The sequence below is a fragment of the Pseudomonas segetis genome (assembly GCF_900188155.1).
Lineage (GTDB): Bacteria > Pseudomonadota > Gammaproteobacteria > Pseudomonadales > Pseudomonadaceae > Aquipseudomonas > Aquipseudomonas segetis.
This window is the reverse complement of the sequence record NZ_FZOG01000010.1, coordinates 54,207-81,069: the sequence shown is the minus strand read 5'-3', so window position 1 is coordinate 81,069 and position 26,863 is coordinate 54,207. Positions and strand designations below refer to the sequence as shown.

The following is a 26,863-nucleotide window of genomic DNA, read 5'->3' as shown; positions in this document are numbered from 1 at the left end:
CGGCGGTGTGCATCTACCAGGCTGAATATGCCCACAACTGACTCCCGCGCCCGCACATTGATGCTGATTGGCGCCTTCAGCGTTATCTACATTGGCTGGGGCACCACCTATCTGGCCAATCACTTCCTGCTTCGCGAGCTGCCGCCTTTCGTTCTCGGCAGCCTGCGTTTCACCCTGGCAGGCGCCCTGGCGCTGACCTGGGTGCTTGCCAGTGGGCAACTCAGGTTTAAACGCAGCGATATCGGCGGCGTTTTCATTGGCGGTTTGTCGCTGATCGCCATTGGCCAGGGCGCCCTGATCTACGCCAACCAATACCTGCCGACAGGCATGGTGGCAATGCTCTACACCACGCTGCCGTTGTGGAGCGTGGCGCTGGAATGGTTGCTCGGCGAGCGCCCGCCCCTCTGGGTACTGTGTGGCCTGGCAATTGCCTGTACCGGCATTGTCCTGTTGATGAGCAACGGCCTCGGCAACAGCGCTTCATCAGCCCAGTGGTTTGCCGGCGCGACAGTGGTTATCGCCACGCTGATCTGGGCCACCGGGGCCTGGTTGCTGCGTCAGCGCCCGGCATTCAGTTCAAGCTGGTTTGGGCTCAGCTTGCAAATGTTGATTGGCGCGCTGCTGCTGGCAATCTTCGGCGCCTTGCATGGTGACTGGCAAAAACTCGACCTCGGTTCGCTGAGCAGCCAGTCATGGTTGTGGATGGCCTACCTGGTGCTACCGGTTAGCCTGGGCGTGTATCCCGCTTACTTCTGGTTACTGCGCGAGGTGCGGCCAAGCCTGGTTTCGACCTTCGCCTTTATCAATCCGGTTGTAGCGCTACTGCTTGGCTACCTGCTGCTCGATGAACAGCTAAGCACCTTGGCGATGCTGGCCTGCGTCATTACGCTTGGCGGTGTGATGTTGATTATCTTCGGTAGACGCTAATGCCCTGGCGAACAAAAAACAGCCTCAAGGGGCGACAACGCAAAGTTTCTTAGCGTCTACTTAAGCATCGACAGCCGTTGCGGTGGGTGAAGACATCGCCCACCAACACATTTCCGGGCTAGACCTTAAGCAGGCGCTCGCGCAACTTCTGCACTTCGTCACGCATTTGCGCTGCGGCCTCGAACTCCAGATCCCGCGCCAACTGGTACATTTTTTCCTCAAGCTGACGAATGCGCTTGCTGATTTCGCTTGGCGAGCGCAGCTCATTTTCATAGCGAGCCTGCTCCTCGGCGGCCTTGGCCATGCCCTTGCGCTTGTTGCTGCGCGCCCCCGGAACCACGGCGCCCTCAAGAATATCCTGAACATCCTTGAACACCCCCTTGGGCACGATACCGTTGGCCTCGTTATAGGCAATCTGCTTATTACGTCGCCGTTCGGTCTCGCCAATCGCCCGCTCCATCGAGCCGGTCATGCGATCGGCATAAAGAATGGCCCGGCCATTGAGGTTACGAGCCGCCCGGCCAATGGTCTGGATCAGCGAGCGCTCGGAACGCAGGAAACCTTCCTTGTCGGCATCGAGGATCGCCACCAGCGAAACCTCGGGCATATCCAGCCCTTCGCGCAGCAGGTTGATGCCGACCAACACATCAAAGGCGCCGATACGCAGGTCGCGGATAATCTCGACGCGCTCAACAGTGTCGATATCCGAATGCAGGTAGCGCACCCGAACACCGTGATCCGCCAGGTAATCGGTCAGGTCCTCAGCCATGCGCTTGGTCAGCGTGGTGACCAGGACACGCTCTTCAATGGCCACGCGCTTCTGGATTTCAGACAGCAAGTCATCCACCTGGGTCAGCGCCGGCCGCACTTCAATTTGCGGGTCAACCAGGCCGGTCGGGCGCACCACCTGCTCAATGACGCGCCCGGCATGCTCGGCTTCATAGGGACCGGGGGTTGCCGAGACGAATATGGTCTGCGGGCTGGCGTTTTCCCACTCCTCAAAGCGCATTGGCCGGTTATCCAGCGCCGATGGCAAGCGAAAACCATACTCGACCAGGGTCTCCTTGCGTGAACGGTCGCCCTTATACATGGCCCCGACCTGAGGCACGCTGACGTGCGATTCGTCGATCACCAGCAAGGCCTGGTCAGGCAGGTAGTCGTACAGGGTCGGCGGCGCTTCGCCGGAATCACGCCCCGACAGATAGCGCGAGTAGTTCTCGATGCCGTTGCAGTAACCCAGCTCGATAATCATTTCCAGATCAAAACGAGTGCGCTGCTCAAGACGCTGCGCTTCGACCAGTTTGTTCGCGCCACGCAGGTATTCAAGGCGCTCGGCCAGTTCGACCTTGATCTTCTCCACCGCCTCAAGCAGGGTTTCACGCGGCGTCACGTAGTGACTCTTTGGATAGAAGGTAAAACGCGGCAGCTTGCGGATGACTTCGCCGGTCAGCGGGTCGAAGGCGGAAATGCTTTCAACCTCATCGTCGAACAACTCGATACGAATCGCTTCAAGGTCGGATTCAGCCGGGAAGATATCAATCACATCACCACGAACGCGAAAGGTCGCGCGGGCAAAATCCATGTCATTGCGGGTGTATTGCAGATCAGCCAGGCGGCGCAACAAGGCCCGCTGATCCATCTTGTCGCCCCGATCGACGTGCAGCACCATCTTCAGGTACAGCTCGGGACTGCCCAAGCCATAGATACATGACACCGTGGTGACGATGATAGCGTCAGGCCGCTCCAGCAGCGCCTTGGTCGCTGAAAGGCGCATTTGCTCGATATGGTCGTTTATCGAGGCGTCTTTTTCGATAAAGGTATCAGACGAAGGTACATAGGCCTCAGGCTGATAATAGTCGTAGTAGGAAACAAAGTACTCGACCGCATTATTGGGAAAGAATGCCTTGAACTCGCCATAGAGCTGGGCGGCCAGGGTCTTATTGGGTGCCAGCACCAGCGTTGGCCGATTGATCTGGGCAATCACATTGGCAATGCTGAATGTCTTGCCCGACCCCGTTACCCCAAGCAAAGTCTGGTGCGAAAGCCCAGCTTCGAGCCCTTCAACCATCTGCCGGATTGCCTCTGGCTGATCACCAGCAGGCTGAAAACGGGTAACCAGTTCAAAATCGGACATAACTAACCTCAACAAACGATGTGACGCGACCCGATAGAGTACGTCATACCTTGCGAAAAGCATGCATACGCAGTCGCAGCACGCTATCTAGCCCGCTATACTAACGGGCCACTGACGCATTCCCTAATGTCAGACATCCGGGAATGCCTGCCCCCCACTTCTCTCAAAACAGAGCTGCCACACTCATGAGTCTGTTCACCGCCGTCGAAATGGCTCCGCGCGATCCGATCCTGGGCCTCAACGAAGCATTCAACGCTGATACCCGTGCCCATAAGGTTAACCTTGGCGTTGGCGTATACACCAACGAAGAAGGCCGCATCCCTCTTCTACGCGCTGTGGCCGAGGCGGAAAAAGCACGTATTGAAGCCCATGCCCCACGCGGCTACCTGCCAATTGAAGGCATTGCCGCCTACGATCATGCAGTTCAGACCCTGCTGTTTGGCAGCAATTCCCGCCTGGTCAGTGAAGGCCGGGTCATTACCACTCAAGCGCTGGGCGGCACCGGCGCTCTCAAGGTCGGCGCCGACTTCATCAAGCGCCTGCTGCCCGATGCCTGCGTTGCAATCAGCGATCCAAGCTGGGAAAACCATCGCGCCCTGTTTGAAGCTGCGGGCTTCCCGGTTCGCAACTACCGTTACTACGATGCCTTCAGTAACGGTGTAAACCGTGGCGGCATGCTCGAAGACTTGAAAAACCTGCCGACCCGCTCGGTTGTTGTGCTGCATGCCTGCTGCCACAACCCAACTGGCGTCGACCTGAACATCGAAGACTGGCAAGCAATCCTGGAGATTATCCGTGAACGCGAACACGTGCCATTCCTCGATATCGCCTACCAGGGTTTTGGCGATGGTATCGAAGAAGACGCCGCAGCCGTTCGCCTCTTTGCACAGTCGGGGCTGACCTTCTTTGTTTCAAGTTCATTCTCGAAGTCTTTCTCGCTGTATGGCGAGCGAGTTGGCGCATTGTCCATCGTGACCAGTTCAACGGATGAAAGCAGCCGTGTGCTGTCGCAGGTTAAACGTGTCATCCGCACCAACTACTCCAACCCGCCAACCCATGGCGCAAGCGTTGTCGCCACCGTACTCAACACACCTGAGTTGCGTGCAATGTGGGAAGCCGAGCTGGGTGAGATGCGTGACCGCATTCGCAACATGCGCCTGTCCATGGTCGAGCAATTGGCGGCATTGGGTGCCAAACGCGACTTTAGCTTCGTGGCCCAGCAACGCGGCATGTTCTCCTACTCCGGCCTGACCACCGAGCAGGTCGAACGCCTGAAGACCGAGTTCGGTATCTATGCCGTGGGCACAGGCCGCATTTGCGTGGCAGCCCTTAACGTGCGAAATCTGCCGGCCGTGACCGAAGCCATCGCCAAAGTCCTTTAAATATTAAAAAAGGGGTCGTCAGAGGCTTGACTTCCCCTTAATAATCAGTAGGATACGCGTCGTTGTTCCGCGATAGCTCAGTTGGTAGAGCAAATGACTGTTAATCATTGGGTCCCTGGTTCGAGTCCAGGTCGTGGAGCCACTTGTCGGGGTATAGCGCAGTCCGGTAGCGCGCCTGCTTTGGGAGCAGGATGTCGGGAGTTCGAATCCCCCTACCCCGACCATTATTTGGGTCGTTAGCTCAGTTGGTAGAGCAGTTGGCTTTTAACCAATTGGTCGTAGGTTCGAATCCCACACGACCCACCATTTTCGCTCTTGCTGTTGATAAGAGTTGAATCTTAGGAACAGAGTCATTCACTCTGTTCCAATAAAAAAGCGCCGCCAAGGCGCTTTTTTATTGCCTGTAATACAAGGCACAGGCTAACGCTACTTGACCCTGAGCTTGCTGCGATTCTGCTCAAGGATCACCGCCCCGATCCCCTTGACCTCAAGCAACTCATCGACCGAGGCAAATGCCCCGACGCTATCTCGGTAGGCAACGATGGCCTTGGCCTTCATCTCACCAACACCGGTCAGCCCTTGCTGCAAGGTGGCTGCATCTGCGGTGTTCAAATTGATGGTCGTTTGCGCTTCAGCCCGCTCAGCAACAGCTTGTTGTTTTGCCGCGGGCTCCGCAGCGCTAAGGGTGAATGGGACAACTGTGCAAGCCAAAGCCAGCAGCGCTGGCAAGATATAAATGCGCATATTGAAATATCCTATTCAGGTTACCGGGCTCCCTGCCCGAACTGCACCCATGTGCAATAACCCGACCCTAGCGTTCCGATTCCCACATTCGAACCAAACCAAAGAACAAACGTCATATTAACGCTGCCAAGCACTGATCTTGTGTAGTTGCATTTGCTTGTGCCGTCGCCATCCAGTATCCGTTACCATTGCCAGCGTCCTCCTCCGTGCGCCCTACTATGCCTGCTATCCAACGCTTTTCATTGCTTGCTTACCTACTTAGCACCCTGTTGGGATTAATCCTCTTAACCGGGCTTTGGTATGGACTTGGCAAACCCGTGAAGCTACCCGATGTCGCCAGCGCCTCGCACAAGATGCAGTGCGCTTCGTACACCCCCTTTGGCAAAGACCAGTCCCCCTTCCAGAAACCCTTGCGCATCAGCAATGAGCGCATGGATATCGATCTCGGGATTCTCGCCGAACGCTTTGACTGCCTGCGCACCTACTCCGTGACCGGCCTTGAAGCGCTGCCAGACTTGGCCAGGAAGCATGGCCTGACCCTGATGATCGGCGCCTGGGTCAGCCGCAGCCCGGTTGAAACTCAAATCGAGATCAAAGGCGCGATCAAGGCCGCCAACGCCAATCCTGATATTGTCAAGGCGGTGATAGTCGGCAACGAAACCCTGCTGCGCAAGGAAGTGACCTCCAAACAGCTGGTCAAACTGATCAACCAGGTCAAGTCCCAGATCAAGCAGCCAGTGACCTATGCCGATGTCTGGGAGTTTTGGTTGAAACACCCTGAAATCGCGCCCGCAGTGGATTTTCTGACAATTCACCTGCTGCCTTACTGGGAAGATGATCCGGCGGGCATCGACACGGCACTGGCCCAGGTCGCCAAGGTTCGCAACCTGTTTGCCAAGAAATTCGCACCCAAGGATATCCTGATCGGCGAGACCGGCTGGCCAAGCGAAGGTCGCCAGCGTGAAACGGCCCTGCCGAGCCGGGTCAACCAGGCCAGGTTCATGCGCGGTTTCGTCACCATGGCGGAAGAAAATGGCTGGCGCTACAACTTGATCGAGGCCTTTGACCAGCCCTGGAAGCGCACTAGCGAAGGAGCCGTCGGTGGCTACTGGGGCTTGTACGACGCCGACCGCAACGACAAGTCAGTGCTCGCGGGCAGCGTCTCGAACCTGCCGGGCTGGCCGATCTGGCTGGGAGTCAGCGCTTTGCTCTATGGCGCAATACTGCTTTTTGCATGGCGCCCGCAACCCATGCGCCATAACCTGCTTCAGCCACTGCTGGCCGCTGTCGGGGTTGGCTGCATGGGCCTATGGGCAGAGCAGAGCCTGATCACCAGCCGTTATATTGGCGAGTGGCTGTGGGCTGGCGCACTGCTGGCCCTGAACATGATTGTCCTGATGCACATCAGCCTCGCCATGAGCGACTGCAACACTTGGCGCAAGGCACTGTTCGACTGGCTAGATAGGCGGCGCCATTGGTGGTTGATTGCCAGCGGCTTTGCAGGTGCAGTGATGATGCTTGCGCTGGTCACCGATGCGCGCTATCGCAGCTTCCCAAGCCCTGCATTGCTGCTGCCAGCCTTGGTTTATCTGTGGCGCCCGGTTGCCAGCTTTCGCCGTGAGACCCTGGTGCTGCTGTTACTGATAGCAGCTGGAATCCCGCTGCAACTCTTTGAAGAAACCCTGGGCAATGTTCAGGCAATCGGCTGGGCCATGGTCAGCGCACTGCTTGCTGCAGCGCTGTGGCGCAGCCTGCAACAACGCCCAGCCTCGCCGAGCTAGGCTTCAGGCGTTGGGCGCCGTAACCCTTGATGACTGCGGCGCCCGCACCAACCGCAACAACGCCAGAACCACGGCAAAAACTGAAATACTTGCGCTGTACAGTACCAAACCTGCCAGCCCCAGCAGCAACCCGGGCGCAGCCAACCACCAACCCAGTCGCCCGGGCAGCAAAAAGCCGAGACCGGCCAGTACAATGGCGGCCCAGGCAATGACTCGCAGGTGAATCATCCAGCCCAGTGTTGAGCGCAGGCTGCAGGCAAATAGTTCAGGAGTATCGGCGCAGGCGCCCACCCATTCATCGCCTTCCATCAGGCCATAACGCAAGCCATAACAGGCAGCCAGGCTCAGTAATACCAAAGCTACAAAAATGGCCAGAAACCAGGGGCGAGGCATGGGTAACTCCAATCTAATAGGCGGTGCCCAGAATAATCGCACGGTCAATGGATGCAAGTAATGTTGATCATCGCCATCCATACCGGCATGCTGGGCAGGTTGAGTAAAAAGGAAATTTTATGAGTCGTATTAATGTTCGCCCAGCCACGCGTGCAGACATGCCTTTGATTTTGACCCTTGTCGCCGAGCTGGCTGAGTACGAGAAGCTTGGGGATCAGATCACCTCCGACCCTGAAGAGTTCGCCAACCACCTTTTTGGCCCACGCCCGTATGCGGAAGTACTGATTGGCGAACTCGACGGCCAGGCCAATGGCTTTGCCTTGTTCTTCCATAACTTCTCGACATTCCTGGGTAAGCCAGGCATCTACCTTGAGGATCTGTACGTGCGCAGCGAAACGCGCGGTTCAGGGCTCGGCAAGGCGTTGTTGAGCACACTGGCTAAACTTGCGGTTGATCGCGGCTGTAGACGTCTGGAATGGTCTGTACTTGACTGGAATGAGCCGGCAATTGGTTTCTATAAACAACTCGGCGCCCATCCCCTGGAAGATTGGACACAATTTCGCCTGACTGGCGGCGCGCTCAGGGACTTGGCAAAAGTTACAGACGGACTTGCACTTGCTTAACTTTCAATTGTCATAAATCAATACTTCAATATTACGTCATCTTCTAAAGGGACTTTACCCATGTCGCTTACCCGCCGCCTTGCTGCGCTTGTCTGCGGCCTAACCCTCAGTGCACCACTGTGGGCGGCTGATGTAGACATCGAAAGCTATGGCTACCCGATTACCAACCCGTTTGAGGCGACCATCGCCACAACACCGCCAGACCTGCGCCCGAGCTTGCCGGACGACAGCGATATCGACCAGAGCGACTACAAGATATTGCTGCACCCGGAGCGTGAGTACGAGTTGCCGGATAACCTCTGGGCGGTCACCAAGATGAAGTACCGCCTGGCCGAGCAAGACGGCGAAGCGCCACTGATCTTCATTATCGCGGGTACCGGCGCCCAATACTCAAGCAGCACGCCTGAATACCTGAAGAAGCTGTTCTATGGCGCGGGCTACCATGTGATCCAACTCTCGTCACCAACCAGCTATGACTTCATGGCATCAGCCTCGCGCCATGCAACGCCTGGGCTATCGGAAGACGATGCGGATGACCTGTACCGCGCCATGCAGGCAGTTCGCGCCCAGCATCCAGACTTGAAAGTCAGCGACTACTACCTGACCGGCTACAGCCTCGGCGCGCTAAATGCTGCCTTCGTCAGCAAGCTCGACGAGCAACGGCGCAGCTTTAATTTCAAGCGCGTATTGCTGCTCAACCCGCCGGTAAACCTCTACACCTCGATCAGCAACCTCAACAAACTGGTGCAGACCAAAGTCGAGGGGATCAATACCAACAGTAACTTCTTCGACCTTATCCTCGGCAAGCTGTCGCGCTATTTCGAGCAGAAAGGCTACATCGACATGAACGAGGCCATGCTCTATGAATTCCAAATGTCCAAGGAGCATTTGACCGACGAACAGATGGCCATGCTCATTGGTACGGTGTTCCGTTTTTCTTCATCGGATATCGCCTATACCTCCGACCTGCTTAACCGCCGCGGCTTGATCACACCACCTGGCACGGTCATCAAATCCAATACCGACATGACGCCTTATCTGCGCCGTGCATTGCAGTGCGACTTCGACTGCTACATGCGTGAGCAGCTGATTCCCATGTGGCGTGCCCGCTACGACGGTGGCAGCCTCGATCAACTGGTGAACAAGGTCAGCCTCTACGCCTTGGAGGACTACTTGAAGAACAGCCCGAAGATCGCGGTCATGCATAACGCCGACGACATCATTCTTGGCCCGGGCGACCTGGGTTTCTTGCGCCGTACCATGGGCGACCGCCTGACCGTATACCCGCTTGGCGGACACTGCGGCAACCTAAACTACCGCGTCAACAGCGACGCCATGCTGGAGTTCTTCCGTGGTTAAGAAAATTCTCCTGCTCGCCCTGTTGCTCAGCGCAGAATCCGCGTGGGCCGAAACGACGCCACCAATCGGTGAAGATGGCTTCAAGAACCCTCTGGAACGACTCGAGTTCAACCCAGGACTTGATCAGCATGTGTTCGAACAGTCGAGCTTCCAGGCCCTGGATGTCTACGACCCCTGGGAGTCAATCAACCGGCGCATCTACCATTTCAACTACCGCTTCGACGAATGGGTATTTATTCCGGTAGTCGATGGCTATCGCTGGATCACACCTGACTTTGTTGAAAGCGGGGTCAGCAACTTCTTTGCCAATATCGGTGATATCAGCAACCTGGCCAACAGCCTGCTGCAACTCAAAGGCAAGCGCTCGATGGATATCACCGCGCGCTTGCTGCTCAACACCACTATTGGCGTGCTTGGTGTATGGGACCCCGCGACCAAAATGGGGATCCCCAAGCAACGTGAGGACTTCGGCCAGACACTGGGTTACTACGGCGTACCTGCCGGCCCTTATTTGATGCTGCCTATCCTGGGGCCCTCAACGCTGCGCGATGGCACTGGGCTGGTTGCCGACTTCGAAGGCCTGGCAACCCTCGACTTCCTCGACTTCTTTGCATTCAGCTTTGACTCCCCGCAACTTGAAGTCAGCACACTCTGGGCGATCGACACACGCTCTACCGTCAACTTCCGCTACGGCCAGCTCAACTCGCCGTTCGAGTACGAGAAGATCCGCTACTTCTACACCGAAGCTCGCAAACTGCAGATCAACGAATAGCGTTAATCCTGCAAAAATAAAACGCCCAGCTCGAACTGGGCGTTTTTTATGCCTCGGAAACCTGTCTTGTTGAACATATAACCAATCGAATTAATCGATTGGTTACTCAAGAATTTAGCACCCATCTATCTAATAAGATCCAATACCATAGCGCCATTAACATCATGTCAGCTATGGAGGTGCCTGATGAAAAGCATGCGCAAAATTCTCTCCGTGCAACCGGGCCAAGCCGCATCCGACGGCGCCGGGGTCAAACTGAACCGGGTAATTGGCGGTGCAGGTCTGGAGCGCTTTGATCCGTTCCTGATGCTTGATGAGTTCGCCACGGAAAATCCAGACGACTACATTGCCGGCTTCCCGCCCCACCCTCATCGCGGCTTTGAAACCATCACCTATATGATTGAAGGACGCATGCGCCACGAAGATCACATGGGCAATGTCGGCCTGCTCGAAAGCGGCAGCGTGCAATGGATGACCGCAGCCCGCGGTGTGATCCACAGCGAAATGCCAGAACAGCAGGATGGTGCCATGCGCGGCTTCCAGTTGTGGCTCAACCTGCCGGGCAAAAGCAAGCTCAATGACCCGGACTACCGCGATATAGCCGCCAGCGAAATCCCTCGCCTGAGCACTGAGCAAGGCGTCGAGGTGGTGGTGATTGCCGGCCAGTTCAGCGATGGCCAACTGACTCAGGATGGCGCCGTGCAGCGTCCGGACACCGAGCCTCAGCTATTCGACCTGCATCTGGCGCCAGGCAGCCAGGTCCAGCCCAGGTTACCCGAGGGCCACCGCGTGATGCTCTATGTCTACGAAGGCAGCCTGCAGTTACCCGAAGCCAGCCCTGACAGCGTCCATGGCGGACGCCTGATACGACTGTCGGATCAGGGCGAGTTGCACCTGGCCAGTGCCACGGGCGCCAAGGTCCTGTTGATCGCGGGCAAACCCATTGGCGAGCCCATCGTCCAATACGGTCCCTTCGTGATGAACAGCCGCGAGGAAATCGAGCAAGCATTGCGCGACTTCCGTGACGGGGTATTGGCCTGACGGCAACCAGCTTGCCGGGATTGACAGAGCTAACGCAGCCAATAGCCAACTGCGGCGGATAGGAAGCTCTTATCCGCCCTACTTGGCGTAGTAATGATACAAGGCCGGCGGCACTTCACTGCTGTCGGCGTCTTGCCAGGGCCCATTGGCACTGAGTCCCCAGCTCCAGCCATTACTCCAGCGATAGTAGGTACGCTCGCGGTAGTAAAGATCACGGGCACCTTCAACCGAATACACACCCAATGCCGGGACCCAGTGGCTTTGAGCCCCCGGAGGTGGCGCATAGCGGGGGTGCGACGGTTTGACTGGCAAATCCGTGACTTGGGTGCCCGGGCCATGGGTGGAGCAACCTGAGAGCAGCAACAGCGCGGCCAACCCCGCGTAGCCCAGCCAGGTTCTCATTGGACGGAAGCCTCGGCACTGTCAATCGTCAGTTGCTGCAGCTCATCGCTATTGGTGGCGACAGCCTTTGGTTTTGCGACCCATTCACCTTGGGTTGCATTGCCGCTACGGGATATCCGGGCAACCAATTGAACCTGATCAAAGCCGGAAATCTTCAATTGCGGCATCATTGCATCGGCGTCAGACAGGCTGACCTCAACCGGCAAGTCCGCAACGGTCAAGCGCTTGACTGCCAAGGGCATTGGCGGGCCAGAAACAGCGCGAGCAAAGATAAACACGCTGTCGCTCGGCTGCACTTTATCTTTCAACGCAGTGGCCAGCTCAACCTTGACCTTGAGCTTATGCCCGGTATTGGCCGTCGCGCCTGGAGCTGGCGCTGCAGTACTGGTTGCGACATCGGGGTCAAGCTCGCCACGCGCACGCTCGATACCGCCCTGGATAGCCTGGCGCGATGGATCGTTCTCAGGCAATACGGCGACCAGTTTTTCCCATGAATCGACCGCATCCTGGAAGCGGCCTTGTTCGAATGCCGCAATCCCCAGCAAACCCAGGCTGGTGACTTCTTCAGGATCAGCCTTCAGCGCCTCATCGGTAAGGCTTTGCAATTGTGGCGACCATTGCTTGTCGCCAGCAAAGTAGATCGCCTGTGCCCACTGACCAAGCAAGGCTGGATCACGCCCGGCCAGGCCAACGGCCTTCTCGAACGCCTTCGCTGCTTCTGCCGCGCGCTCCTGGGCCATATAGGTCCGACCCAGGAAATACCAGGCTTCAGCCGAGTCGGGATTTTCCTTGACAGCGGTTTCAAGGCGCGCGGTCATGGCTTCAATGGTTTGCGGCTGGTCGGCAAAGGCGAGGGTTTGCTCGACCTGATCAATGGCGCCCCAGTGCATGTACAAGCCGTAGCCGAGCAGCGGCATCAGCAGCGCTACAATCAACGGCACCTTGCGCCCCAGAACGCCAGCCTTGGCGGTGAGCCCCTCGGTATCCGACAACAGCTCACGAGATGCCTCGTCGCGCCCCACTTGCATCTGCTCGGCGGTCAATACACCGGCGGCAAGCTGGGCCTCAAGTTCCTTGATTCGCTCCTGATAGAGCGTCACGTTTAACGCGGTACGATCTTCTTCAGCCTGAAACTTACGGGCACGCACAACAGGAATCAGCAGAAACCCCAAGGCGGCCAGGATTAACAGACCCGCACATAGCCAAAATTCAATCATCAGTCTTTCTTATCCAAAGGCGCTTGATTTAGTACCGCAGCCAGACGTTGCTGCTCATCCGTTGACAGACCTTCATATCGCTCGGCCTTGCGCCGACGCTTACCCAGCACGATCACGGCCAACAGCACGAAACCACCGATCAACAAGGCTGCCGGGCCATACCACAGCACCAGGGTACGTGCTGTCACCGGCGGCTTGTACAGTACGAAGTTGCCGTAACGGGCGACCAGGTAATCAATGATTTGCTGGTCACTCTCGCCGCCTTCGATCTTCTTGTAGATCTCGGCGCGCAAATCCAGGGCAATGGGTGCATTGGAGTCGGCGATGTTCTGGTTCTGGCATTTGGGGCAGCGTAACTCTTCAGTCAGGTGACGGTAGCGCTCGCGCTCGGCCTCGGTCTTGAATTCATAGGTATCGATGGCCGCATGCGCCGTGCTTACCAAGGCCAACCCCAATAGCAGCGCTGCGCAGACTCGGCGCCAGGTCAAGTGCTTCATGGCTTGGCCTCATCGATCATGGCCTGATACAACGGCGCCAGTTGGTCCCGCCAGACGTTGTCATCGATCACTCCGACGAACTTGTGGCGAATGATGCCGTCCTTGTCGATCAGGAAGGTTTCCGGCGCGCCATAGACCCCAAGGTCAACCCCCAGCGAGCCCTTGGCGTCACTGATATTAAGTTGATAAGGGTTGTGGAATTCCTTCAGCCACTTTTGTGCCTCGGCATTGTCATCCTTGTAATTGACGCCGTAGATATTCACGCCCAGCTTGGCGATCTTGTTCAGCACCGGATGTTCGACCCGGCACGAAATGCACCAGGTCGCCCAGACGTTGACCAGCGCTGGCTTGCCCTTGATATCGGCCAGGGTGATGGTTTTACCATCCTGCACCGAAGGCAGCGAAAACGCCGGGAACGGCTTATCGATCAGCGCCGAAGGCAGCTCGGACGGATCGAGAAACATGCCGCGATAAAGCACCACCGCGATGGCCAGAAACAGCGCCAGCGGCAACAGCAGGATCAACCGTTTCATGCAGCAGCCCCCGTCATGCTCAATGCCTCGCGCACGCGCGTGCGCACCTTGACCCGGTAGCGCTTATCCAACGCCGCCAGCAAACCGCCAAAGCCCATCAACAAGGCACCCAGCCAGATCCAGCGCACGAATGGCTTGATGTGCACCCGCACAGCCCAGGCGCCGTCTTCCAATGGTTCGCCCAAGGCCACAAACAGGTCACGGGTGAAGCCTGCATCAATCGCAGCCTCGGTCATCATTGACTGCTGCACCTTGTAGAAGCGCTTTTCCGGGTGCAACACGGCGATTTGCTGACCATCTTCGAGCACTCGCATGGTGCCGCGGTCGGCGCTGAAGTTTGGCCCTTCACGGTGCTTCGAGCCTTCAAAGACAAACTGGTAGGCGCCCACTTGAACCTGGTCGCCCGGCGCCATGCGCATGTCACGCTCCAGGTTGCCGACGCTGGTCAGGACCACGCCCAAGGCACAGACGGCCATGCCAAAGTGCGCCAGTTGCATGCCCCAATAGCTGCGGGTCAGCTCGCGCATGCCTTTGAACAAGCCCTTGTTGCGGGTCTTGTCGAAAATGTCGCGTACGCCAGCCAGCACGACCCACGCAGCCAACATGCACACCGCCATGACACCCCAGTTGAAATCACCGAAGGCAAACGCCGCGATTGCCCCAACCGCAACACTCCCCAGCAACACGGGCATAAGCATGCTCACCAGCCATTTGACCGGCGTGCTTTTCCAGCGCACCAGCACACCGACGGCAATGACCAGCATCAGCAGCCCCATCAGCGGAACAAACAGCGCATTGAAGTAAGGCGGGCCCACCGAAAGCTTGGCTCCGGTCAGTGCATCAAGCACCAATGGATACAGGGTTCCAAGCAGGATCATCGAGGCGGCCACTACCAGCACCAGGTTATTGACCAATAGCAGTGTTTCGCGTGACCACAGGGCAAAGCCGACCTGGCTCTTAACCACCGGCGCCCGTACCGCAAACAATGCCAGCGAACCGCCGACCACCAGCAACAAGAACGCCAGGATAAACACACCACGCTCGGGGTCACTGGCAAAAGCATGCACCGATGTCAGTACACCGGAACGAACCAGGAAGGTGCCAAGTAGGCTCAATGAGAATGCAGCAATCGCCAGTAGCACGGTCCAGCTCTTGAATACACCGCGTTTTTCAGTAACCGCCAGCGAGTGAATCAGGGCAGTGCCCACCAGCCACGGCATGAACGAAGCATTTTCCACCGGGTCCCAGAACCACCAGCCGCCCCAGCCAAGCTCGTAATAGGCCCACCAAGAGCCCAGGGCGATACCAATGCCGAGGAATGCCCAGGCAACTATGGTCCAGGGCCGCGACCAACGCGCCCAGGCAGCGTCCAGCTTGCCACCAAGCAGTGCAGCAATGGCAAAGGAGAAGGCTACGGAAAAGCCGACATAGCCCATGTAGAGCATTGGCGGATGGATAATCAGACCGAAGTCTTGCAGCAAGGGGTTAAGGTCACGGCCATCTGCTGGCATGTTTGGCAGCAGGCGGGCAAAGGGATTGGACGTAATGATCAGGAACAGCAAGAAGCCAACGCTGATAATGCCCATTACGGCAAGCACACGGGCCAACATTTCTTCAGGCAACTGGCGCGAGAAAATCGAAACCGCAAAGGTCCAACCGCCCAGAATCAATGCCCAAAGCAGCAGCGATCCTTCGTGGGCGCCCCATACGGCGCTGAACTTGTAGTACCAAGGCAAGGCACTGTTGGAGTTACTGGCGACGTAACGCACCGAAAAATCGTCGACCATGAAGGCATAGGTCAGGCAGGCAAAGGAAAACAGCAGGAACGCAAACTGCCCCCAAGCTGCCGGCTGCGCCAGGCTCATCCACTGGCGATCGCCACGCCAGGCGCCGATCATTGGCAAAGTGGCCTGCACAAGGGCCATACACAACGCCAGGATCATCGCCAAATGGCCGAGTTCTGGAACCATCAACATGGCACTCATGCGCCACCCTCCTTCGCATCAGGCTTAAGCTTGCCGCTTTCTTTAAGCGCCTTGGTGACCTCAGGCGGCATGTAATTCTCGTCGTGCTTGGCCAGGACCTGGTCGGCGATCAGCACGCCATCTGCATTGAGCTTGCCAAGGGCGACTATGCCCTGCCCTTCACGGAACAGATCAGGGAGGATGCCGCGATAGCGAATGGGAACGCTATTGGCAAAGTCAGTGACGAGGAACTCGACTTCCAGTGAATCCGCCGAACGCTTGACCGAGCCTTCGGTGACCATGCCGCCCGCGCGAATTCGCGCGTCTTGCGGCGCCTCGCCATTGGCAATTTGCGTCGGGGTATAGAACAGGTTGATATTCTCTTGCAGGGCAGACAATGCAAGGCCCACAGCGATAGCCACACCGGCGACCAGGGCAAGAATGATATACAGGCGTTTTTTACGAACCGCGTTCACGAATTGCTCTCCCGGCGCAAACGGCGCGCCTCGTCTTGCAGATAGCGCCGTTTGGCGAGAATTGGCATGGCAATGTTCAAACCGAGCACCCCAAGGGTGATGCCATAGGCCGACCAGACATAGACGCCGTGGCCGCCCATGGCAATAAAGTCACTCAATGATGCGAAACTCATGGACGCGCTCCCACCAGCTTGCCGACTTCCGCTTTTGCCCAGGCACTGCGTGATTCACGCTTAAGCACCTCAAGTCGCATGCGCATCAGCACCAGCACGATAAACAAACAATAGAACCCCAGCACCGAGAGCAGCAGCGGCAGCCACATTTCGGCGCTCATGCTGGCTTTGCCAGTGATCTTGAAGGTCGCTGGCTGGTGCAGGGTACTCCACCACTCGACCGACTTCTGGATGATCGGGATATTCACGGCGCCGACCAGTGAAAGCACCGCACAGGCCTTGGCTGCACTGTCACGGTTGCTGATTGCCTGCCCCAGTGCGATCACACCGAAGTACAGGAACAGCAAGATCAGCATCGACGTCAGGCGTGCATCCCATACCCAATAGGTTCCCCAGGTCGGCTTGCCCCAGATCGCACCGGTCACCAGCGCGATAAAACACAACCAGGCCCCCACCGGCGCGGCTTGTTGCAGGGCAACATCGGCGATCTTCATTTTCCAGATCAAGCCAACCGCGCCCGCAAGCGCCATGGTCAGGTAGCAAGCCTGAGCGAGGAATGCCGCCGGTACATGGATGTAGATAATTCGATAGCTATCGCCTTGATAACGTTCAGGTGGAGCAAAAACCAGGCCCCAGACCAATCCCGACACCATCAACAGCGCTGCGGCGGCAATCAGCCACGGCAGCCAACGACCACTGATCTCATAAAACCACTTGGGCGAACCCAGCTTGTGAAACCATGTCCAGTTCATCAGGTTACTCATCAGTTCTACAGTCGACCACGGCATGCCGAGCACGGTGGCCACTTATCTTTATAGTTACAACGCCTACTCAGCGACGCTTATCCGAAGGCCTGCGGCGATGGCAAAAGGACTGAATGTCACCGCCAAGGCTGTCAAGCATGCCATCCAGAGCAAGTGCCCCACCGCTGGCAAACCCTGCAAACTCGCCTGCAAGGCACCACTGCCCAGAATCAGCACCGGGATATACAGCGGCAAAATCAACAATGCCAGGAGCAAACCACCGCGCTTGAGGCCAACAGTCAATGCCGCGCCAACCGCGCCCAACAAGCTCAAGACCGGCGTCCCAAGCAACAACGAAATCAGTAAAACAGGTAAACAATGGGTCGGCAGCCCCAGCATAAGCGCCAGCACTGGCGACAGGATGACCAGCGCCAAGCCTGAAAAAGCCCAGTGTGCCAGCACCTTGGCTAAAACCAGAAGAGCCAGGGGGTGCGACGAAAGGACCCACTGTTCAAGCGAGCCATCTTCAAAATCACTGCGGAAAAGCCCGTCCAGCGAGAGCAGCACTGCCAAAAGAGCCGCCACCCAGACCAGCCCCGGTGAAAGGGTTTGCAACAATTGAGCTTCGGGACCCACCGCCAAGGGGAACAAGGCGATGACAATGGCGAAGAAAACCAAGGGGTTGGCCAGTTCAGCCGGACGCCGGAACAGCAAGCGTGCTTCGCGTGCCACCAACAGGGTGAATAGGTTACTCATAGTTGGCGCAATCCCAGGTCAAGCACACGATAGCCCTGCGGCTTGACCGATAGGCTGTGGTGGGTCGTCATCACGACCAGCCCCCCTTTCTCGCAATGCGCAGCCAGGTGCGCCTCGAGCTGGGCGACGGCAGCAATATCAAGCGCGGTGAACGGCTCATCGAGAATCCACAGCTCTGGCCCCGGCAAGTACAAGCGGGCCAGACCTACTCGGCGTTGCTGGCCAGCTGACAGCGAATGACAAGGCACATCCTCGTAACCCCGCAGACCGACAGCAGCAAGCGCCTGCCAGATCTGTTCGCGCGGCGCCGGTTGTTGCAGGGCGCAAAGCCAGGTGAGGTTTTCCTCTGGGGTGAGCAACCCCTTTATCCCGGCCGCATGGCCAATCCAGATCAACTTGCCAGGTTCGGCGCGCTGTTTATCCAATGCACAGCCATAGAGCCGGACTTCGCCAGCGGTGGGCTGCATCAACCCTGCTAAAAGGCGTAGCAAACTGGTTTTACCACTGCCGTTAGGGCCTGCAACCTGAAGCATTTCGCCGGGAACCAGAGACAGTTCAAGATGCTCGAAAAGCATGCGCCAATCACGCTCACAGGCGAGCGACCTGGCTTCGAGAATTGGGCTGATCACAGCATTCTTACCTAATAAATGATTCAAGATGACGGCATTCCAGCCGCTATATAGTCAAGCAGGCGCCTCCGGGGAACCCTTGTATAACTGCGCGTTGGGGTTATGCGACGTAAAAGGTGCGAAAAGCAACTAGGATCATGTTCAACATAAGAGTTGTATATGAGCATTCGCCTCGCCCGGCCCAATCCTTGAAAATCGAGGATTGTGAGCCGTGTTTTACCAAGCAATAACTAACGCAGTACTTTTGCAGGGGTTCCAATCCAGCGGCGGCATTATACATGCCTGACCCACCTCCCCGCAGTTGGCTTTTCGACAGGGTGTAACGCGTCCATGAGTGAAATAAGCAGCAGTCGGCCATTACCCCCCACGCCCGCGAGTAACCGCCCAAGCTCGGTGGCCAGCGACCTGGCCGTAAAGCTGCTGCAACCACTTGAAGGACTGTTGGCCAAGGGGGAAAGCGCCACCGCCGAAGTAATTAGCCTCAAACAGGTCGCACAGAGTTTTCAGCTAATGCTCAGGCTGACCCTGGACAGCGGCCGTCAGACCACCCTTGAAGCCAGCAGTAGTCGCCCCATTGCCCAGGGCTCTGCCCTGGCCATTACCGCACTCACTGACAGCAAACTGCTTGTGGCCCTGCAGCCAGGCGGCGACAAACCACTCGACAGCCTGGACCTCAAGCAGTTTCCGGTCGGCACGCTGATTCAAGGCAAGGTACTGAGCAGCGAACAACTCGTGCAGGGCAAGGCCCAGGTCATCTACAAAGTCTTGGTCAGTCTGCTCAACACCTCATTGGCCGGCAGCAAACTGTCAATCGAGACGCCCTTGTCGCTACAACCGGGAAGCCTGCTTAGCGCCCAGGTGCAGGGCAACCAGGCGCTCAACCTACTGCCATTGAGTGGCCGCCTGGATCAACTCGCCCTGACGCAACAACTGCAGAGCCAACACAGCAACCAAGGCTCGTTGCAAGGGTTATTCAAATCCTTGCAGGGCCTGAGCGAGCGCAGCGATATTCCGAGCAGCGTACGCAATAGCATCGACAAATTGATAGGCGCACTGCCCGATGGCCAGCAACTGAGTGACGCCAAAGGCTTGAGCAAGGCGGTGGAAAGCAGCGGCGCATTTCTTGAAAGCAAACTGCTAGGCCCGCAGGCCAGTGCCTTGCCGACGGACCTGAAGGCCAACCTGCTCAAGCTGATCAGCCAGCTACAACTCAATCTACCGGCACAGGGCACACTACCGGGGGCCGCCGCCAGCGCCGTCATGGCCCAGTCCTTACCAGCCCTGGCCCGCAACCTGCTGGGTAGCATCAATCAAAACAGCAGCAAACAGCAGGCGCTGAGCTTCCCGCTGCCCTCAAGGCTTCTGCAGGCCCTTGGCGAAGAGGGGGACCTTGAAGCCCTGCTCAAGCTGGCAGCTGCCGCGGTATCGCGCTTGCAGACCCACCAACTGTCCAGCCTGGCGCAAACCCAGGTAGGGCCAGACGGCAATATCCTCACGACCTGGCAACTGGAACTGCCAATGCGCAACCAGCAAGAGTTGGTGCCGGTGCAGTTAAAAATCCAGCGTGACGAACCACAAAAACCAAGCGCCCAGGAGCAAAAGGAAATGCTGTGGCGCATCGACCTGGCCTTTGACCTGGAACCACTTGGACCGGTGCAAGTACAAACCCAACTGGCCCGTGGCTGCCTCTCGAGCACGCTCTGGGCCGAGCAGCCAAGCACCGCCAGGCTGATCGACAGCGAACTGGTCAATCTGCGCCAGCGCCTGATTGATGCCGGGCTACAGGTCAGCGCCCTGTCCTGCGCCCAGGGCACGCCACCGCAGGGCCCAAAAACAGCGTTGCAACAGCGTTGGGTGGACGAAACCGCATGAGCAAGCACAACAAGCCCCGCCAAGCGATCGCCCTGAACTACGACGGCCAGCAGGCCCCCACGCTCAGCGCCAAGGGCGACGATGAGCTGGCCGAAGCGATCCTGGCGATAGCCCGCGAGTACGAAGTGCCCATTTACGAAAATGCCGAGCTGGTGCGCCTGCTTGCTCGCCTGGAACTTGGCGACAGCATTCCTGAAGAACTCTACCGCTGCATCGCCGAGATCATTGCCTTTGCCTGGCATCTCAAGGGGAAATGCCCGGCAGGCTTCAATTCAGGCCCACCGGATAGCCCCTTGGATAGTTAGTCGGTCAAGCGCTTGAACCCGTATGACATGGCATACAACTGCGAATCATTACTCTCGCCCTTATCCAGCGGGAAATCGAGCAACTGCCAGGCAAAATAGCCACTGCGAAAGAAATACACCTGGCTGTAACCCCAGCTGACGGCCTTGCGTACGGCCTCGGCGCTGCGCTGACTGAAATCGTTGTCGCAATAGACGACCAAGGGCGTGTCGCGCGCAATGTCAGCGGTCGCCAGGTGCGCAAAGCGGGTATCGATGTCCAGGTGCGCAGCGCCCTGCACATGGCCCCAGGACCACTCGCGCAAGGGACGTACATCGACAAACATTGCGCCTTGCTCGTAGAGGATTCGAGCCTGCAGGACATTAATGGTGCTCGCTCCCGCTATGGTTTCCGGCACTTGCTGGGCCATCACCGGAAACCCCATGCTCAACATCATCAATACCGCCAGTAACCTAGTCATAAAGCCCCCTGTTACTACTCGCTTACTAACAGCTTAGGTAACCGGGGTCGAATGCTAGGAACGTTTTAACTAGCAATGCATCGCGCTAAGAACCAGCGAAACTAAACAAAAGAAGGGGAATTTAACTGTAAAGGTGGCGTTGTTATTGCTTTATCAGGCTTGAAAACAGGGCAACCACTGAGTCAGACAAGGGTTTATAACTGGCCCGACTTGGCCTGATGCAGCTTGCTAACCAGTTCAGCTTCAGCCTTGCTCAGGCCGCAAGACTGGGTCAGATCATCGACACTGGCACCCAGCCCTACCAGGCGAGCCGCCTGGGTGAAGGATAAATTAGCCGGATCGCGCTGTTCCATCTGGCTGACCTTGTCAGGCAGCGGCGCCACAGTCTGGCGCAACTCATGCAACTCCTCGCCCATGCGAATACTGCCTGTGAGATAAGTGTCCAGGCGCTTGCTTAGATCCTTGATCCGCTGGTCTCGTGCGGCATCGCGCTCCTGTTGAAGTGCAGCACTGCTCTTGAGCTGGGAATACAGCCACACGCAAGCACCGATCAATGCAACGCTGATCAGGGCCATTACCACCAGTGCGGCTTCAAGCATCATTCAAATTGACTCCAGCTCCGACCACTCTTCTTCAGTCATCATCTTGTCCAACTCGACCAGGATCAGCAACTCGCCATTTTTGTTGCATACGCCCTGGATGAACTTGGCGGACTCGTCATTGCCCACATTGGGCGCCGTCTCGACCTCAGACTGTCGCAGATAAACAACTTCGGCAACACTGTCGACCAGAATGCCCACAACCTGCTTGTCGGCTTCGATAATCACCACGCGGGTGTTATCGGTAATGTCCGCAGGCGCCAGGCCGAAACGCTGGCGGGTGTCGATCACCGTCACCACGTTACCACGCAGGTTGATAATGCCCAGGACATAGGAAGGCGCACCCGGGACAGGTGCAATCTCCGAATAGCGCAGCACTTCCTGCACCTGCATGACATTGATGCCGTAACTTTCGTTATCCAGGCGGAATGTTACCCATTGCAGGATTGGATCCTCAGCACCTTGAGCAGAGCTTTTATTCATATTCCTAGCCTCTTGGAATGATCGGTTTCGAGCCATTGCCCGATTGAAAATGATTAATGTACCTGGCCATTGACCAACCGCTTGGCTGCGCCGCTGGTGATCAACTCAGCCAAGGCCGAGACATCAAGCAACGCGCACATGTGTTCTATTACCGTACCCGCCAGCCAGGGTCGCTGCGAACGCTGGCTACGCCATTTGATTTCGTTGGGATCAAGGCGAATCGAGCGGCTGACCTGATGCACCGCCAGCCCCCACTCGTAACCCTGGACCGAAATTACAAATTGCAGGCCCTGGCGAAAATCGTCGCGATAACGGTCAGGCATTACCCAGCGCGCAGTGTCCAGCACCTTAAGGTTGCCCGCCTGGCAGGGCAGAATGCCGAGAAACCAGTCCGGCTGGCCGAACAATGGCGTCAGGTCATGGCCTTCAAGTGGATAAATCGAACCGAGGCATACCAGCGGTACAGCCAGCGTCAAACCGGCCACATCGAACAACAGGCACTCAAAGGGTTCCTGCGCCCACTGCGGCCGTCCATCTTCCGCCAGGGCCGGCTCAAAGGTGGCAGCGGACGACGGCTTGTACAGATCAACGATAGGCTCGACGATGGGGGCTGGCGGCGCGGGCTCCAAGGCTTCGGGCAGTTCGAGCAAGGCCATTGGCGCCACCGCCTCGGGCAGCTCATTGGCTGACTCGACCTCGGGCGGCATCTCTGGCGCCAGTGTCAGCAGCGGTTGTGGCGCAGTGCTGGCGTCACGCGCCTGCTCTTCGCGCACGGCGGCTTCGAATTCATCCAGGCTTACGCTCGCCGCCAATTCCAACGACGCGTCCTGAAGCAAGCTGTCCAGATAGGACTGCAGCGCCAGTTGTGGAACTGTGGTGGTGGCAGGCGCGCTCATAGTGAATATCCGCAAAAAGAATCTGTAGCCTTTATCGGCAGCGAGCCTGGCAGACTTGAGCAGCCGTTTGCAAAAAATAGCGGCATATCACGCCACCTGCGCAGACAACTGGTGTGCCAGCAAATGCTTGAGCAAGGCTCGGTAAGCCAGGGTGCCGCGACTCTTGGCATCAAACTGCGAAGGTGTCTGCCCTGCCCGGCTGGCATCACGCAGGCGGGTATCGACAGGAATATAGGCCTGCCACAAATTATCCGGGTAAGTGTTTCGCAACAGGCGCAAGGTCGACATCGAAGCCTGCGTACGACGGTCAAACAAGGTTGGCACAATGGTGTAAGGCAGTGCCTGCTTGCGTGAACGGTTGATCATCGCCAGGGTGCTGACCATACGCTCAAGGCCTTTGACGGCAAGAAACTCTGTCTGCACCGGGATCACCAATTGCTGACTGGCGGCCAGGGCATTGACCATCAAGACGCCGAGCAACGGCGGACTGTCGATAATGGCGTAGTCAAATTCACCCCACAGCTGGGCCAGCGCCTTGGAGACAACCAGGCCCAACCCATTCTGGCCGGGCGACTGTCGCTCAAGCGTGGCCAATGCGGTACTGGAAGGCAGCAAGGCGATCTGCTCATGGCTGGTGGGCAGGAGCAACTGTTTAGGCAGCCCTTCGGGCACCACGCCCTGATGCAGGAACAAATCAAATGCACTGTGCGCCAAGCTGTCCGGATCGTGCCCAAAATAGCTTGTCATTGAGCCATGAGGATCGAGATCGACCACAATCACACGCTTGCCGGCATCGGCCAAAAGACCTGCCAGCGCAATGGATGAAGTGGTCTTACCGACACCACCTTTTTGATTGGCTACTGCCCAAACTCTCATTCTGCTCTTCCGCCCACCACAGGGATTGCCTGCGCAGGACCTAGTGTCGCCCGATCAATTCGGCGACGATGATTTGACGGCACCGCCCTGCGACGCCTGAACCATCGGTGATGGTGCAGGTTGCGTGCCAGCGTTGCGTAACGCATTGTCAGGTTGTGCCCGGGAACTGCCAACGCCACTGATACCACGGCGCACATCGAGGTTACGCGAGATTACCAAAACCACCCGGCGGTTTCGCGCCCGCCCTTCACTGGTCGCATTATCGGCCACGGGCTGAAACTCGCCATAGCCCACCGAAGCCATGCGCGATGGGTTGACCCCATCGAGTGCCAGCATCCGCACAATACTTGCGGCCCGCGCAGCGGAAAGCTCCCAGTTACTCGGGAACTGCGCCGTATGAATCGGCTGATTATCGGTAAAGCCCTCGACATGAACCGGGTTGCCGTAGGGTGCCAAAATCTTGGCAACCTTCTCGACAATATCGAAGGCCGCATCGCTGGGCAGCGCGTCGCCACTGGAGAACAGCAAACTTGAACTCAGCTCGATTTCAATCCATAACTCATTGCCGCGCACCTTCAACTGATCACTGGCGATCAGGTCCCCAAAAGCTGCAGTAATGCTCTCGGAAATACTTTGCAGGGAGTCTTGCGGTGCTTGAGTAACATCTTCATCGACCAGCGAAAGATCAGGCTCGGTGGTCCTTGGCCGTTCTTCACCCACCGGAATTGGCTTGATCGATCGATCAGGCTGGTTGAACACACCGGTAAGGGTCTGCGAAAGAATCTTGTACTTGCCTTCGTTGACCGATGAGATCGAATACATCACCACAAAAAACGCAAACAACAAGGTGATGAAGTCAGCATAGGAGACTAGCCAGCGCTCATGGTTTTCGTGTTCTTCCTGATGGCGACGGCGAGCCATGTCTCACTCCATTAATCCATGAAACCTTGCAGTTTCAATTCAATGGAACGCGGATTCTCACCCTCGGCAATCGACAATATGCCTTCGAGGATCATTTCGCGATAACGCGTCTGGCGCTGGGCGATTGCTTTGAGCTTGTTGCCGATGGGCAACAGCAGCAGGTTGGCAAAGCTCACGCCATAGATGGTCGCGACGAAGGCGACGGCGATCCCGCTGCCCAGCATGCTCGGATCGGCCAGGTTGCCCATCACATGGATCAAGCCCATTACCGCACCAATGATGCCAATGGTCGGGGCATAGCCACCCATGCTCTCGAATACCTTGGCCGCCTGGATGTCGTGGCTTTCCTTGGTGTACAGGTCCACCTCGAGCACACTGCGGATCGATTCGGGCTCGGCGCCATCGACCAACAACTGCAAGCCTTTGCGGGCATAGGGGTCGGTCTCCAGGTCAGCCACCGACTCAAGCCCGAGCAAACCTTCCTTGCGCGCCACCAGGCTCCAGTTGACGATGCGATCAATACCGCCTGCCAAGTCGATACGCGGCGGGAAGATAATCCAGCGGACAATGACCAGCGAGCGTTTGAAGACACTCATCGGTGCCTGCAAGAAAGCAGCGCCCAGCGTTCCGCCAATCACGATAAGCGCCGCAGGACCATTGAGCAGCGCGGCGGCATGGCCGCCCTCAAGGTAGTTGCCGCCCAAAATAGCGACAAACGCCAGGATGATGCCAATCAGGCTCAGGACATCCATTAGATGCAGGCCTGGGTAATGTGCCGGCCGATATCATCCAGCGGGTAGACGGCATCGGTCAGGTTGGCCTTGACCACTGCCATTGGCATGCCGTAAATCACGCAGCTGGCTTCATCCTGGGCCCACACCTGGCTGCCATTCTGCTTGAGCAGGCGTGCACCTTCACGGCCATCGGCGCCCATGCCGGTGAGTACCACCGCCAGCACCTTGTCATGATAGGTACGCGCCGCCGAGCCGAAGGTAATGTCGACACAGGGTTTGTAGTTAAGCCGCTCATCGCCCGGCAGGATCCGTACCGAACCCCGTGCGTCAATCATCATTTGCTTGCCGCCGGGGGCCAGCAACGCCAGGCCGGGGCGCAGCAAATCGCCGTCCTCGGCCTCCTTGACACTGATGCGGCAGAGCTTGTCCAGTCGCTCGGAAAAAGCCTTGGTGAACGCCGCTGGCATGTGCTGGACCAGGACGATCGGTGCCGGAAAATTGGCAGGCAACTGGCTGAGCACGCGCTGCAGCGCCACCGGGCCACCGGTTGAAGTGCCGATCGCAACCAGTTTATAGGCCCGCTGCTTGGGTGCGGCACCAGTACCTGCATGGCTATGCGACCCGGAAGGCCGTGCGGGTTCAACAACTGGACGTGCCGGGCTGCTAAGCGGTGCACTGCTACGCCTGGGCAACGCGCTTGTAGTAGCCGTGGTTGGCGCCTGCCCAGATGAAACCGGCGGTGCCGAGCTGAGGCTGCGCCTGTTGCTGCGTGCAATGCTGTGGACTTTCTCGCAAAGCAGCTGGCGAACCTTGTCCGGGTTGCGCGAGATATCCTCAAAATTCTTTGGCAAAAAATCAACCGCACCCGCATCCAGCGCATCGAGCGTGACGCGAGCGCCTTCATGAGTCAGCGAGGAAAACATCAGTACCGGTGTTGGGCAGCGCTGCATGATATTACGCACTGCCGTGATGCCATCCATCATCGGCATTTCGTAATCCATGGTGATCACATCAGGCTTGAGGTTTTGCGCCTGATCGATCGCTTCACGGCCATTGGTTGCCGTGCCGATGACTTGAATATTCGGATCCGAGGAAAGGATTTCAGAGACTCGACGGCGAAAAAAACCGGAGTCATCCACTACCAATACTTTTACAGCCATTAGAGCTCCTTTT

General features: G+C 57.5%; 30 protein-coding genes and 3 tRNA genes. 12 read left to right on the top strand and 21 right to left on the bottom strand.

What is annotated here, in order from left to right:
* Positions 1-27 precede the first annotated feature (27 nt).
* Positions 28-927: an EamA family transporter gene (locus CHB79_RS21540; protein WP_089361398.1), complete on the top strand. Its 900-nt coding sequence runs from the start codon at positions 28-30 to the stop codon at positions 925-927.
* Between the two features lie 118 nt (positions 928-1,045).
* On the opposite strand, the gene uvrB is transcribed toward CHB79_RS21540, so the two are convergent.
* Positions 1,046-3,061 (bottom strand): excinuclease ABC subunit UvrB, encoded by a 2,016-nt coding sequence (uvrB, locus tag CHB79_RS21535; protein WP_010482973.1) that lies wholly within the window; start codon positions 3,059-3,061, stop codon positions 1,046-1,048.
* Between the two features lie 185 nt (positions 3,062-3,246).
* Between uvrB and CHB79_RS21530 the strand changes: the two genes are divergently transcribed.
* The 4 genes from CHB79_RS21530 (at position 3,247) to CHB79_RS21515 (ending at position 4,749) form a co-directional block, all read left to right on the top strand.
* Entirely contained in the window at positions 3,247-4,443 is a 1,197-nt protein-coding gene (locus CHB79_RS21530; RefSeq protein WP_089361397.1) for an amino acid aminotransferase, read from the top strand.
* A 66-nt stretch (positions 4,444-4,509) separates the two neighbouring features.
* Positions 4,510-4,585, top strand: a tRNA-Asn gene (locus CHB79_RS21525).
* Between the two features lie 5 nt (positions 4,586-4,590).
* Positions 4,591-4,667: transfer RNA gene (locus tag CHB79_RS21520), tRNA-Pro, on the top strand.
* 6 nt (positions 4,668-4,673) lie between these two features.
* A tRNA-Lys gene (locus CHB79_RS21515) sits at positions 4,674-4,749 on the top strand.
* A gap of 120 nt (positions 4,750-4,869) precedes the next feature.
* Here the strand turns inward: CHB79_RS21515 and CHB79_RS21510 are convergent.
* The gene (locus CHB79_RS21510) at positions 4,870-5,187 is read right to left on the bottom strand and encodes a ComEA family DNA-binding protein (RefSeq protein ID WP_089361396.1); all 318 of its coding nucleotides are present in this window, start codon (positions 5,185-5,187) and stop codon (positions 4,870-4,872) included.
* Between the two features lie 218 nt (positions 5,188-5,405).
* Between CHB79_RS21510 and CHB79_RS21505 the strand changes: the two genes are divergently transcribed.
* Complete coding sequence (locus tag CHB79_RS21505) at positions 5,406-6,968, top strand: glycoside hydrolase family 17 protein (RefSeq protein WP_089361395.1); 1,563 nt, start codon at positions 5,406-5,408, stop codon at positions 6,966-6,968.
* Positions 6,969-6,971: 3 nt separating this feature from the next.
* On the opposite strand, the gene CHB79_RS21500 is transcribed toward CHB79_RS21505, so the two are convergent.
* A complete protein-coding gene (locus CHB79_RS21500; RefSeq protein ID WP_089361394.1) occupies positions 6,972-7,361 on the bottom strand; it encodes a hypothetical protein in 390 nt (129 codons plus the stop codon).
* A gap of 119 nt (positions 7,362-7,480) precedes the next feature.
* Here CHB79_RS21500 and CHB79_RS21495 point away from each other — a divergent pair, with 119 nt between their 5' ends.
* From CHB79_RS21495 to CHB79_RS21480, 4 genes are all read left to right on the top strand, one after another.
* Positions 7,481-7,984 (top strand): GNAT family N-acetyltransferase, encoded by a 504-nt coding sequence (locus CHB79_RS21495; protein WP_089361393.1) that lies wholly within the window; start codon positions 7,481-7,483, stop codon positions 7,982-7,984.
* A gap of 60 nt (positions 7,985-8,044) precedes the next feature.
* Complete coding sequence (locus CHB79_RS21490; RefSeq protein WP_089361392.1) at positions 8,045-9,343, top strand: serine/threonine protein kinase; 1,299 nt, start codon at positions 8,045-8,047, stop codon at positions 9,341-9,343.
* A complete protein-coding gene (locus CHB79_RS21485) occupies positions 9,336-10,115 on the top strand; it encodes an MlaA family lipoprotein (RefSeq protein ID WP_089361391.1) in 780 nt (259 codons plus the stop codon). Before CHB79_RS21490 ends, CHB79_RS21485 begins: the two co-directional genes overlap by 8 nt.
* Positions 10,116-10,301: 186 nt before the next feature.
* Complete coding sequence (locus tag CHB79_RS21480) at positions 10,302-11,156, top strand: pirin family protein (protein WP_089361390.1); 855 nt, start codon at positions 10,302-10,304, stop codon at positions 11,154-11,156.
* A 78-nt stretch (positions 11,157-11,234) separates the two neighbouring features.
* Here the strand turns inward: CHB79_RS21480 and CHB79_RS21475 are convergent, their stop codons facing one another.
* From CHB79_RS21475 to ccmA, 10 genes are all read right to left on the bottom strand, one after another.
* On the bottom strand, positions 11,235-11,558 hold the full coding sequence (locus tag CHB79_RS21475) for a hypothetical protein (protein WP_010482957.1): 324 nt from the start codon (positions 11,556-11,558) through the stop codon (positions 11,235-11,237).
* Positions 11,555-12,775 carry a c-type cytochrome biogenesis protein CcmI gene (gene ccmI / locus CHB79_RS21470; RefSeq protein ID WP_089361389.1) on the bottom strand — a complete coding sequence of 407 codons (1,221 nt, stop codon included), beginning with the start codon at positions 12,773-12,775 and terminating at the stop codon, positions 11,555-11,557. Before ccmI ends, CHB79_RS21475 begins: the two co-directional genes overlap by 4 nt.
* Positions 12,775-13,272: a cytochrome c-type biogenesis protein gene (locus tag CHB79_RS21465; protein ID WP_010482955.1), complete on the bottom strand. Its 498-nt coding sequence runs from the start codon at positions 13,270-13,272 to the stop codon at positions 12,775-12,777. The genes ccmI and CHB79_RS21465 overlap by 1 nt, the downstream gene beginning before the upstream one ends.
* On the bottom strand, positions 13,269-13,805 hold the full coding sequence (locus tag CHB79_RS21460; RefSeq protein WP_010482954.1) for a DsbE family thiol:disulfide interchange protein: 537 nt from the start codon (positions 13,803-13,805) through the stop codon (positions 13,269-13,271). The genes CHB79_RS21465 and CHB79_RS21460 overlap by 4 nt, the downstream gene beginning before the upstream one ends.
* Positions 13,802-15,775 (bottom strand): heme lyase CcmF/NrfE family subunit, encoded by a 1,974-nt coding sequence (locus CHB79_RS21455; RefSeq protein WP_010482952.1) that lies wholly within the window; start codon positions 15,773-15,775, stop codon positions 13,802-13,804. The genes CHB79_RS21460 and CHB79_RS21455 overlap by 4 nt, the downstream gene beginning before the upstream one ends.
* An 11-nt stretch (positions 15,776-15,786) precedes the next feature.
* Positions 15,787-16,245, bottom strand: coding sequence for a cytochrome c maturation protein CcmE (gene ccmE, locus CHB79_RS21450; protein ID WP_010482950.1), 459 nt, complete (start codon positions 16,243-16,245; stop codon positions 15,787-15,789).
* On the bottom strand, positions 16,242-16,418 hold the full coding sequence (ccmD, locus tag CHB79_RS21445; protein ID WP_010482948.1) for a heme exporter protein CcmD: 177 nt from the start codon (positions 16,416-16,418) through the stop codon (positions 16,242-16,244). Before ccmD ends, ccmE begins: the two co-directional genes overlap by 4 nt.
* On the bottom strand, positions 16,415-17,173 hold the full coding sequence (locus CHB79_RS21440) for a heme ABC transporter permease (RefSeq protein WP_089361418.1): 759 nt from the start codon (positions 17,171-17,173) through the stop codon (positions 16,415-16,417). Before CHB79_RS21440 ends, ccmD begins: the two co-directional genes overlap by 4 nt.
* A 72-nt stretch (positions 17,174-17,245) precedes the next feature.
* Positions 17,246-17,917: a heme exporter protein CcmB gene (ccmB, locus tag CHB79_RS21435; RefSeq protein WP_010482946.1), complete on the bottom strand. Its 672-nt coding sequence runs from the start codon at positions 17,915-17,917 to the stop codon at positions 17,246-17,248.
* Positions 17,914-18,546, bottom strand: a complete 633-nt coding sequence (gene ccmA / locus CHB79_RS21430) for a cytochrome c biogenesis heme-transporting ATPase CcmA (protein ID WP_010482944.1) — start codon at positions 18,544-18,546, stop codon at positions 17,914-17,916. Before ccmA ends, ccmB begins: the two co-directional genes overlap by 4 nt.
* 330 nt (positions 18,547-18,876) lie before the next feature.
* Between ccmA and fliK the strand changes: the two genes are divergently transcribed.
* Positions 18,877-20,418, top strand: a complete 1,542-nt coding sequence (gene fliK, locus CHB79_RS21425) for a flagellar hook-length control protein FliK (RefSeq protein ID WP_089361388.1) — start codon at positions 18,877-18,879, stop codon at positions 20,416-20,418.
* Positions 20,415-20,723 carry an EscU/YscU/HrcU family type III secretion system export apparatus switch protein gene (locus tag CHB79_RS21420; RefSeq protein ID WP_010482941.1) on the top strand — a complete coding sequence of 103 codons (309 nt, stop codon included), beginning with the start codon at positions 20,415-20,417 and terminating at the stop codon, positions 20,721-20,723. The genes fliK and CHB79_RS21420 overlap by 4 nt, the downstream gene beginning before the upstream one ends.
* Here CHB79_RS21420 and CHB79_RS21415 read toward each other — a convergent pair.
* The 8 genes from CHB79_RS21415 to CHB79_RS21380 form a co-directional block, all read right to left on the bottom strand.
* Positions 20,720-21,181 (bottom strand): rhodanese-like domain-containing protein, encoded by a 462-nt coding sequence (locus tag CHB79_RS21415; protein ID WP_029529291.1) that lies wholly within the window; start codon positions 21,179-21,181, stop codon positions 20,720-20,722. The genes CHB79_RS21420 and CHB79_RS21415 overlap by 4 nt on opposite strands.
* A gap of 194 nt (positions 21,182-21,375) precedes the next feature.
* Positions 21,376-21,780, bottom strand: a complete 405-nt coding sequence (locus CHB79_RS21410) for a DUF2802 domain-containing protein (protein ID WP_089361417.1) — start codon at positions 21,778-21,780, stop codon at positions 21,376-21,378.
* A gap of 3 nt (positions 21,781-21,783) precedes the next feature.
* Positions 21,784-22,263 (bottom strand): chemotaxis protein CheW, encoded by a 480-nt coding sequence (locus tag CHB79_RS21405; RefSeq protein ID WP_010482934.1) that lies wholly within the window; start codon positions 22,261-22,263, stop codon positions 21,784-21,786.
* Positions 22,264-22,316: 53 nt separating this feature from the next.
* Positions 22,317-23,159 (bottom strand): CheW domain-containing protein, encoded by an 843-nt coding sequence (locus CHB79_RS21400; protein WP_089361387.1) that lies wholly within the window; start codon positions 23,157-23,159, stop codon positions 22,317-22,319.
* Positions 23,160-23,246: 87 nt separating this feature from the next.
* Positions 23,247-24,035, bottom strand: a complete 789-nt coding sequence (locus CHB79_RS21395) for a ParA family protein (RefSeq protein WP_010482930.1) — start codon at positions 24,033-24,035, stop codon at positions 23,247-23,249.
* A gap of 54 nt (positions 24,036-24,089) precedes the next feature.
* On the bottom strand, positions 24,090-24,956 hold the full coding sequence (gene motD / locus CHB79_RS21390; protein ID WP_010482928.1) for a flagellar motor protein MotD: 867 nt from the start codon (positions 24,954-24,956) through the stop codon (positions 24,090-24,092).
* A gap of 11 nt (positions 24,957-24,967) precedes the next feature.
* Positions 24,968-25,708, bottom strand: coding sequence for a flagellar motor protein (locus tag CHB79_RS21385; RefSeq protein ID WP_089361386.1), 741 nt, complete (start codon positions 25,706-25,708; stop codon positions 24,968-24,970).
* Complete coding sequence (locus CHB79_RS21380) at positions 25,708-26,850, bottom strand: protein-glutamate methylesterase/protein-glutamine glutaminase (RefSeq protein WP_089361385.1); 1,143 nt, start codon at positions 26,848-26,850, stop codon at positions 25,708-25,710. The genes CHB79_RS21385 and CHB79_RS21380 overlap by 1 nt, the downstream gene beginning before the upstream one ends.
* Between the last annotated feature and the right edge of the window lie 13 nt (positions 26,851-26,863).

Bases quoted from the DNA above. Each gene is read 5' to 3' on its own strand.
- CHB79_RS21540 (WP_089361398.1), top strand. From the start codon at position 28: ATGCCCACAACTGACTCCCGCGCCCGCACATTGATGCTGATTGGCGCC.
- uvrB (WP_010482973.1), bottom strand. From the start codon at position 3,061: ATGTCCGATTTTGAACTGGTTACCCGTTTTCAGCCTGCTGGTGATCAG.
- CHB79_RS21530 (WP_089361397.1), top strand. From the start codon at position 3,247: ATGAGTCTGTTCACCGCCGTCGAAATGGCTCCGCGCGATCCGATCCTG.
- CHB79_RS21510 (WP_089361396.1), bottom strand. From the start codon at position 5,187: ATGCGCATTTATATCTTGCCAGCGCTGCTGGCTTTGGCTTGCACAGTT.
- CHB79_RS21505 (WP_089361395.1), top strand. From the start codon at position 5,406: ATGCCTGCTATCCAACGCTTTTCATTGCTTGCTTACCTACTTAGCACC.
- CHB79_RS21500 (WP_089361394.1), bottom strand. From the start codon at position 7,361: ATGCCTCGCCCCTGGTTTCTGGCCATTTTTGTAGCTTTGGTATTACTG.
- CHB79_RS21495 (WP_089361393.1), top strand. From the start codon at position 7,481: ATGAGTCGTATTAATGTTCGCCCAGCCACGCGTGCAGACATGCCTTTG.
- CHB79_RS21490 (WP_089361392.1), top strand. From the start codon at position 8,045: ATGTCGCTTACCCGCCGCCTTGCTGCGCTTGTCTGCGGCCTAACCCTC.
- CHB79_RS21480 (WP_089361390.1), top strand. From the start codon at position 10,302: ATGAAAAGCATGCGCAAAATTCTCTCCGTGCAACCGGGCCAAGCCGCA.
- CHB79_RS21475 (WP_010482957.1), bottom strand. From the start codon at position 11,558: ATGAGAACCTGGCTGGGCTACGCGGGGTTGGCCGCGCTGTTGCTGCTC.
- ccmI (WP_089361389.1), bottom strand. From the start codon at position 12,775: ATGATTGAATTTTGGCTATGTGCGGGTCTGTTAATCCTGGCCGCCTTG.
- CHB79_RS21465 (WP_010482955.1), bottom strand. From the start codon at position 13,272: ATGAAGCACTTGACCTGGCGCCGAGTCTGCGCAGCGCTGCTATTGGGG.
- CHB79_RS21460 (WP_010482954.1), bottom strand. From the start codon at position 13,805: ATGAAACGGTTGATCCTGCTGTTGCCGCTGGCGCTGTTTCTGGCCATC.
- CHB79_RS21455 (WP_010482952.1), bottom strand. From the start codon at position 15,775: ATGGTTCCAGAACTCGGCCATTTGGCGATGATCCTGGCGTTGTGTATG.
- ccmD (WP_010482948.1), bottom strand. From the start codon at position 16,418: ATGAGTTTCGCATCATTGAGTGACTTTATTGCCATGGGCGGCCACGGC.
- ccmB (WP_010482946.1), bottom strand. From the start codon at position 17,917: ATGAGTAACCTATTCACCCTGTTGGTGGCACGCGAAGCACGCTTGCTG.
- fliK (WP_089361388.1), top strand. From the start codon at position 18,877: ATGAGTGAAATAAGCAGCAGTCGGCCATTACCCCCCACGCCCGCGAGT.
- CHB79_RS21420 (WP_010482941.1), top strand. From the start codon at position 20,415: ATGAGCAAGCACAACAAGCCCCGCCAAGCGATCGCCCTGAACTACGAC.
- CHB79_RS21415 (WP_029529291.1), bottom strand. From the start codon at position 21,181: ATGACTAGGTTACTGGCGGTATTGATGATGTTGAGCATGGGGTTTCCG.
- CHB79_RS21410 (WP_089361417.1), bottom strand. From the start codon at position 21,780: ATGCTTGAAGCCGCACTGGTGGTAATGGCCCTGATCAGCGTTGCATTG.
- CHB79_RS21405 (WP_010482934.1), bottom strand. From the start codon at position 22,263: ATGAATAAAAGCTCTGCTCAAGGTGCTGAGGATCCAATCCTGCAATGG.
- CHB79_RS21400 (WP_089361387.1), bottom strand. From the start codon at position 23,159: ATGAGCGCGCCTGCCACCACCACAGTTCCACAACTGGCGCTGCAGTCC.
- CHB79_RS21395 (WP_010482930.1), bottom strand. From the start codon at position 24,035: ATGAGAGTTTGGGCAGTAGCCAATCAAAAAGGTGGTGTCGGTAAGACC.
- motD (WP_010482928.1), bottom strand. From the start codon at position 24,956: ATGGCTCGCCGTCGCCATCAGGAAGAACACGAAAACCATGAGCGCTGG.
- CHB79_RS21385 (WP_089361386.1), bottom strand. From the start codon at position 25,708: ATGGATGTCCTGAGCCTGATTGGCATCATCCTGGCGTTTGTCGCTATT.
- CHB79_RS21380 (WP_089361385.1), bottom strand. From the start codon at position 26,850: ATGGCTGTAAAAGTATTGGTAGTGGATGACTCCGGTTTTTTTCGCCGT.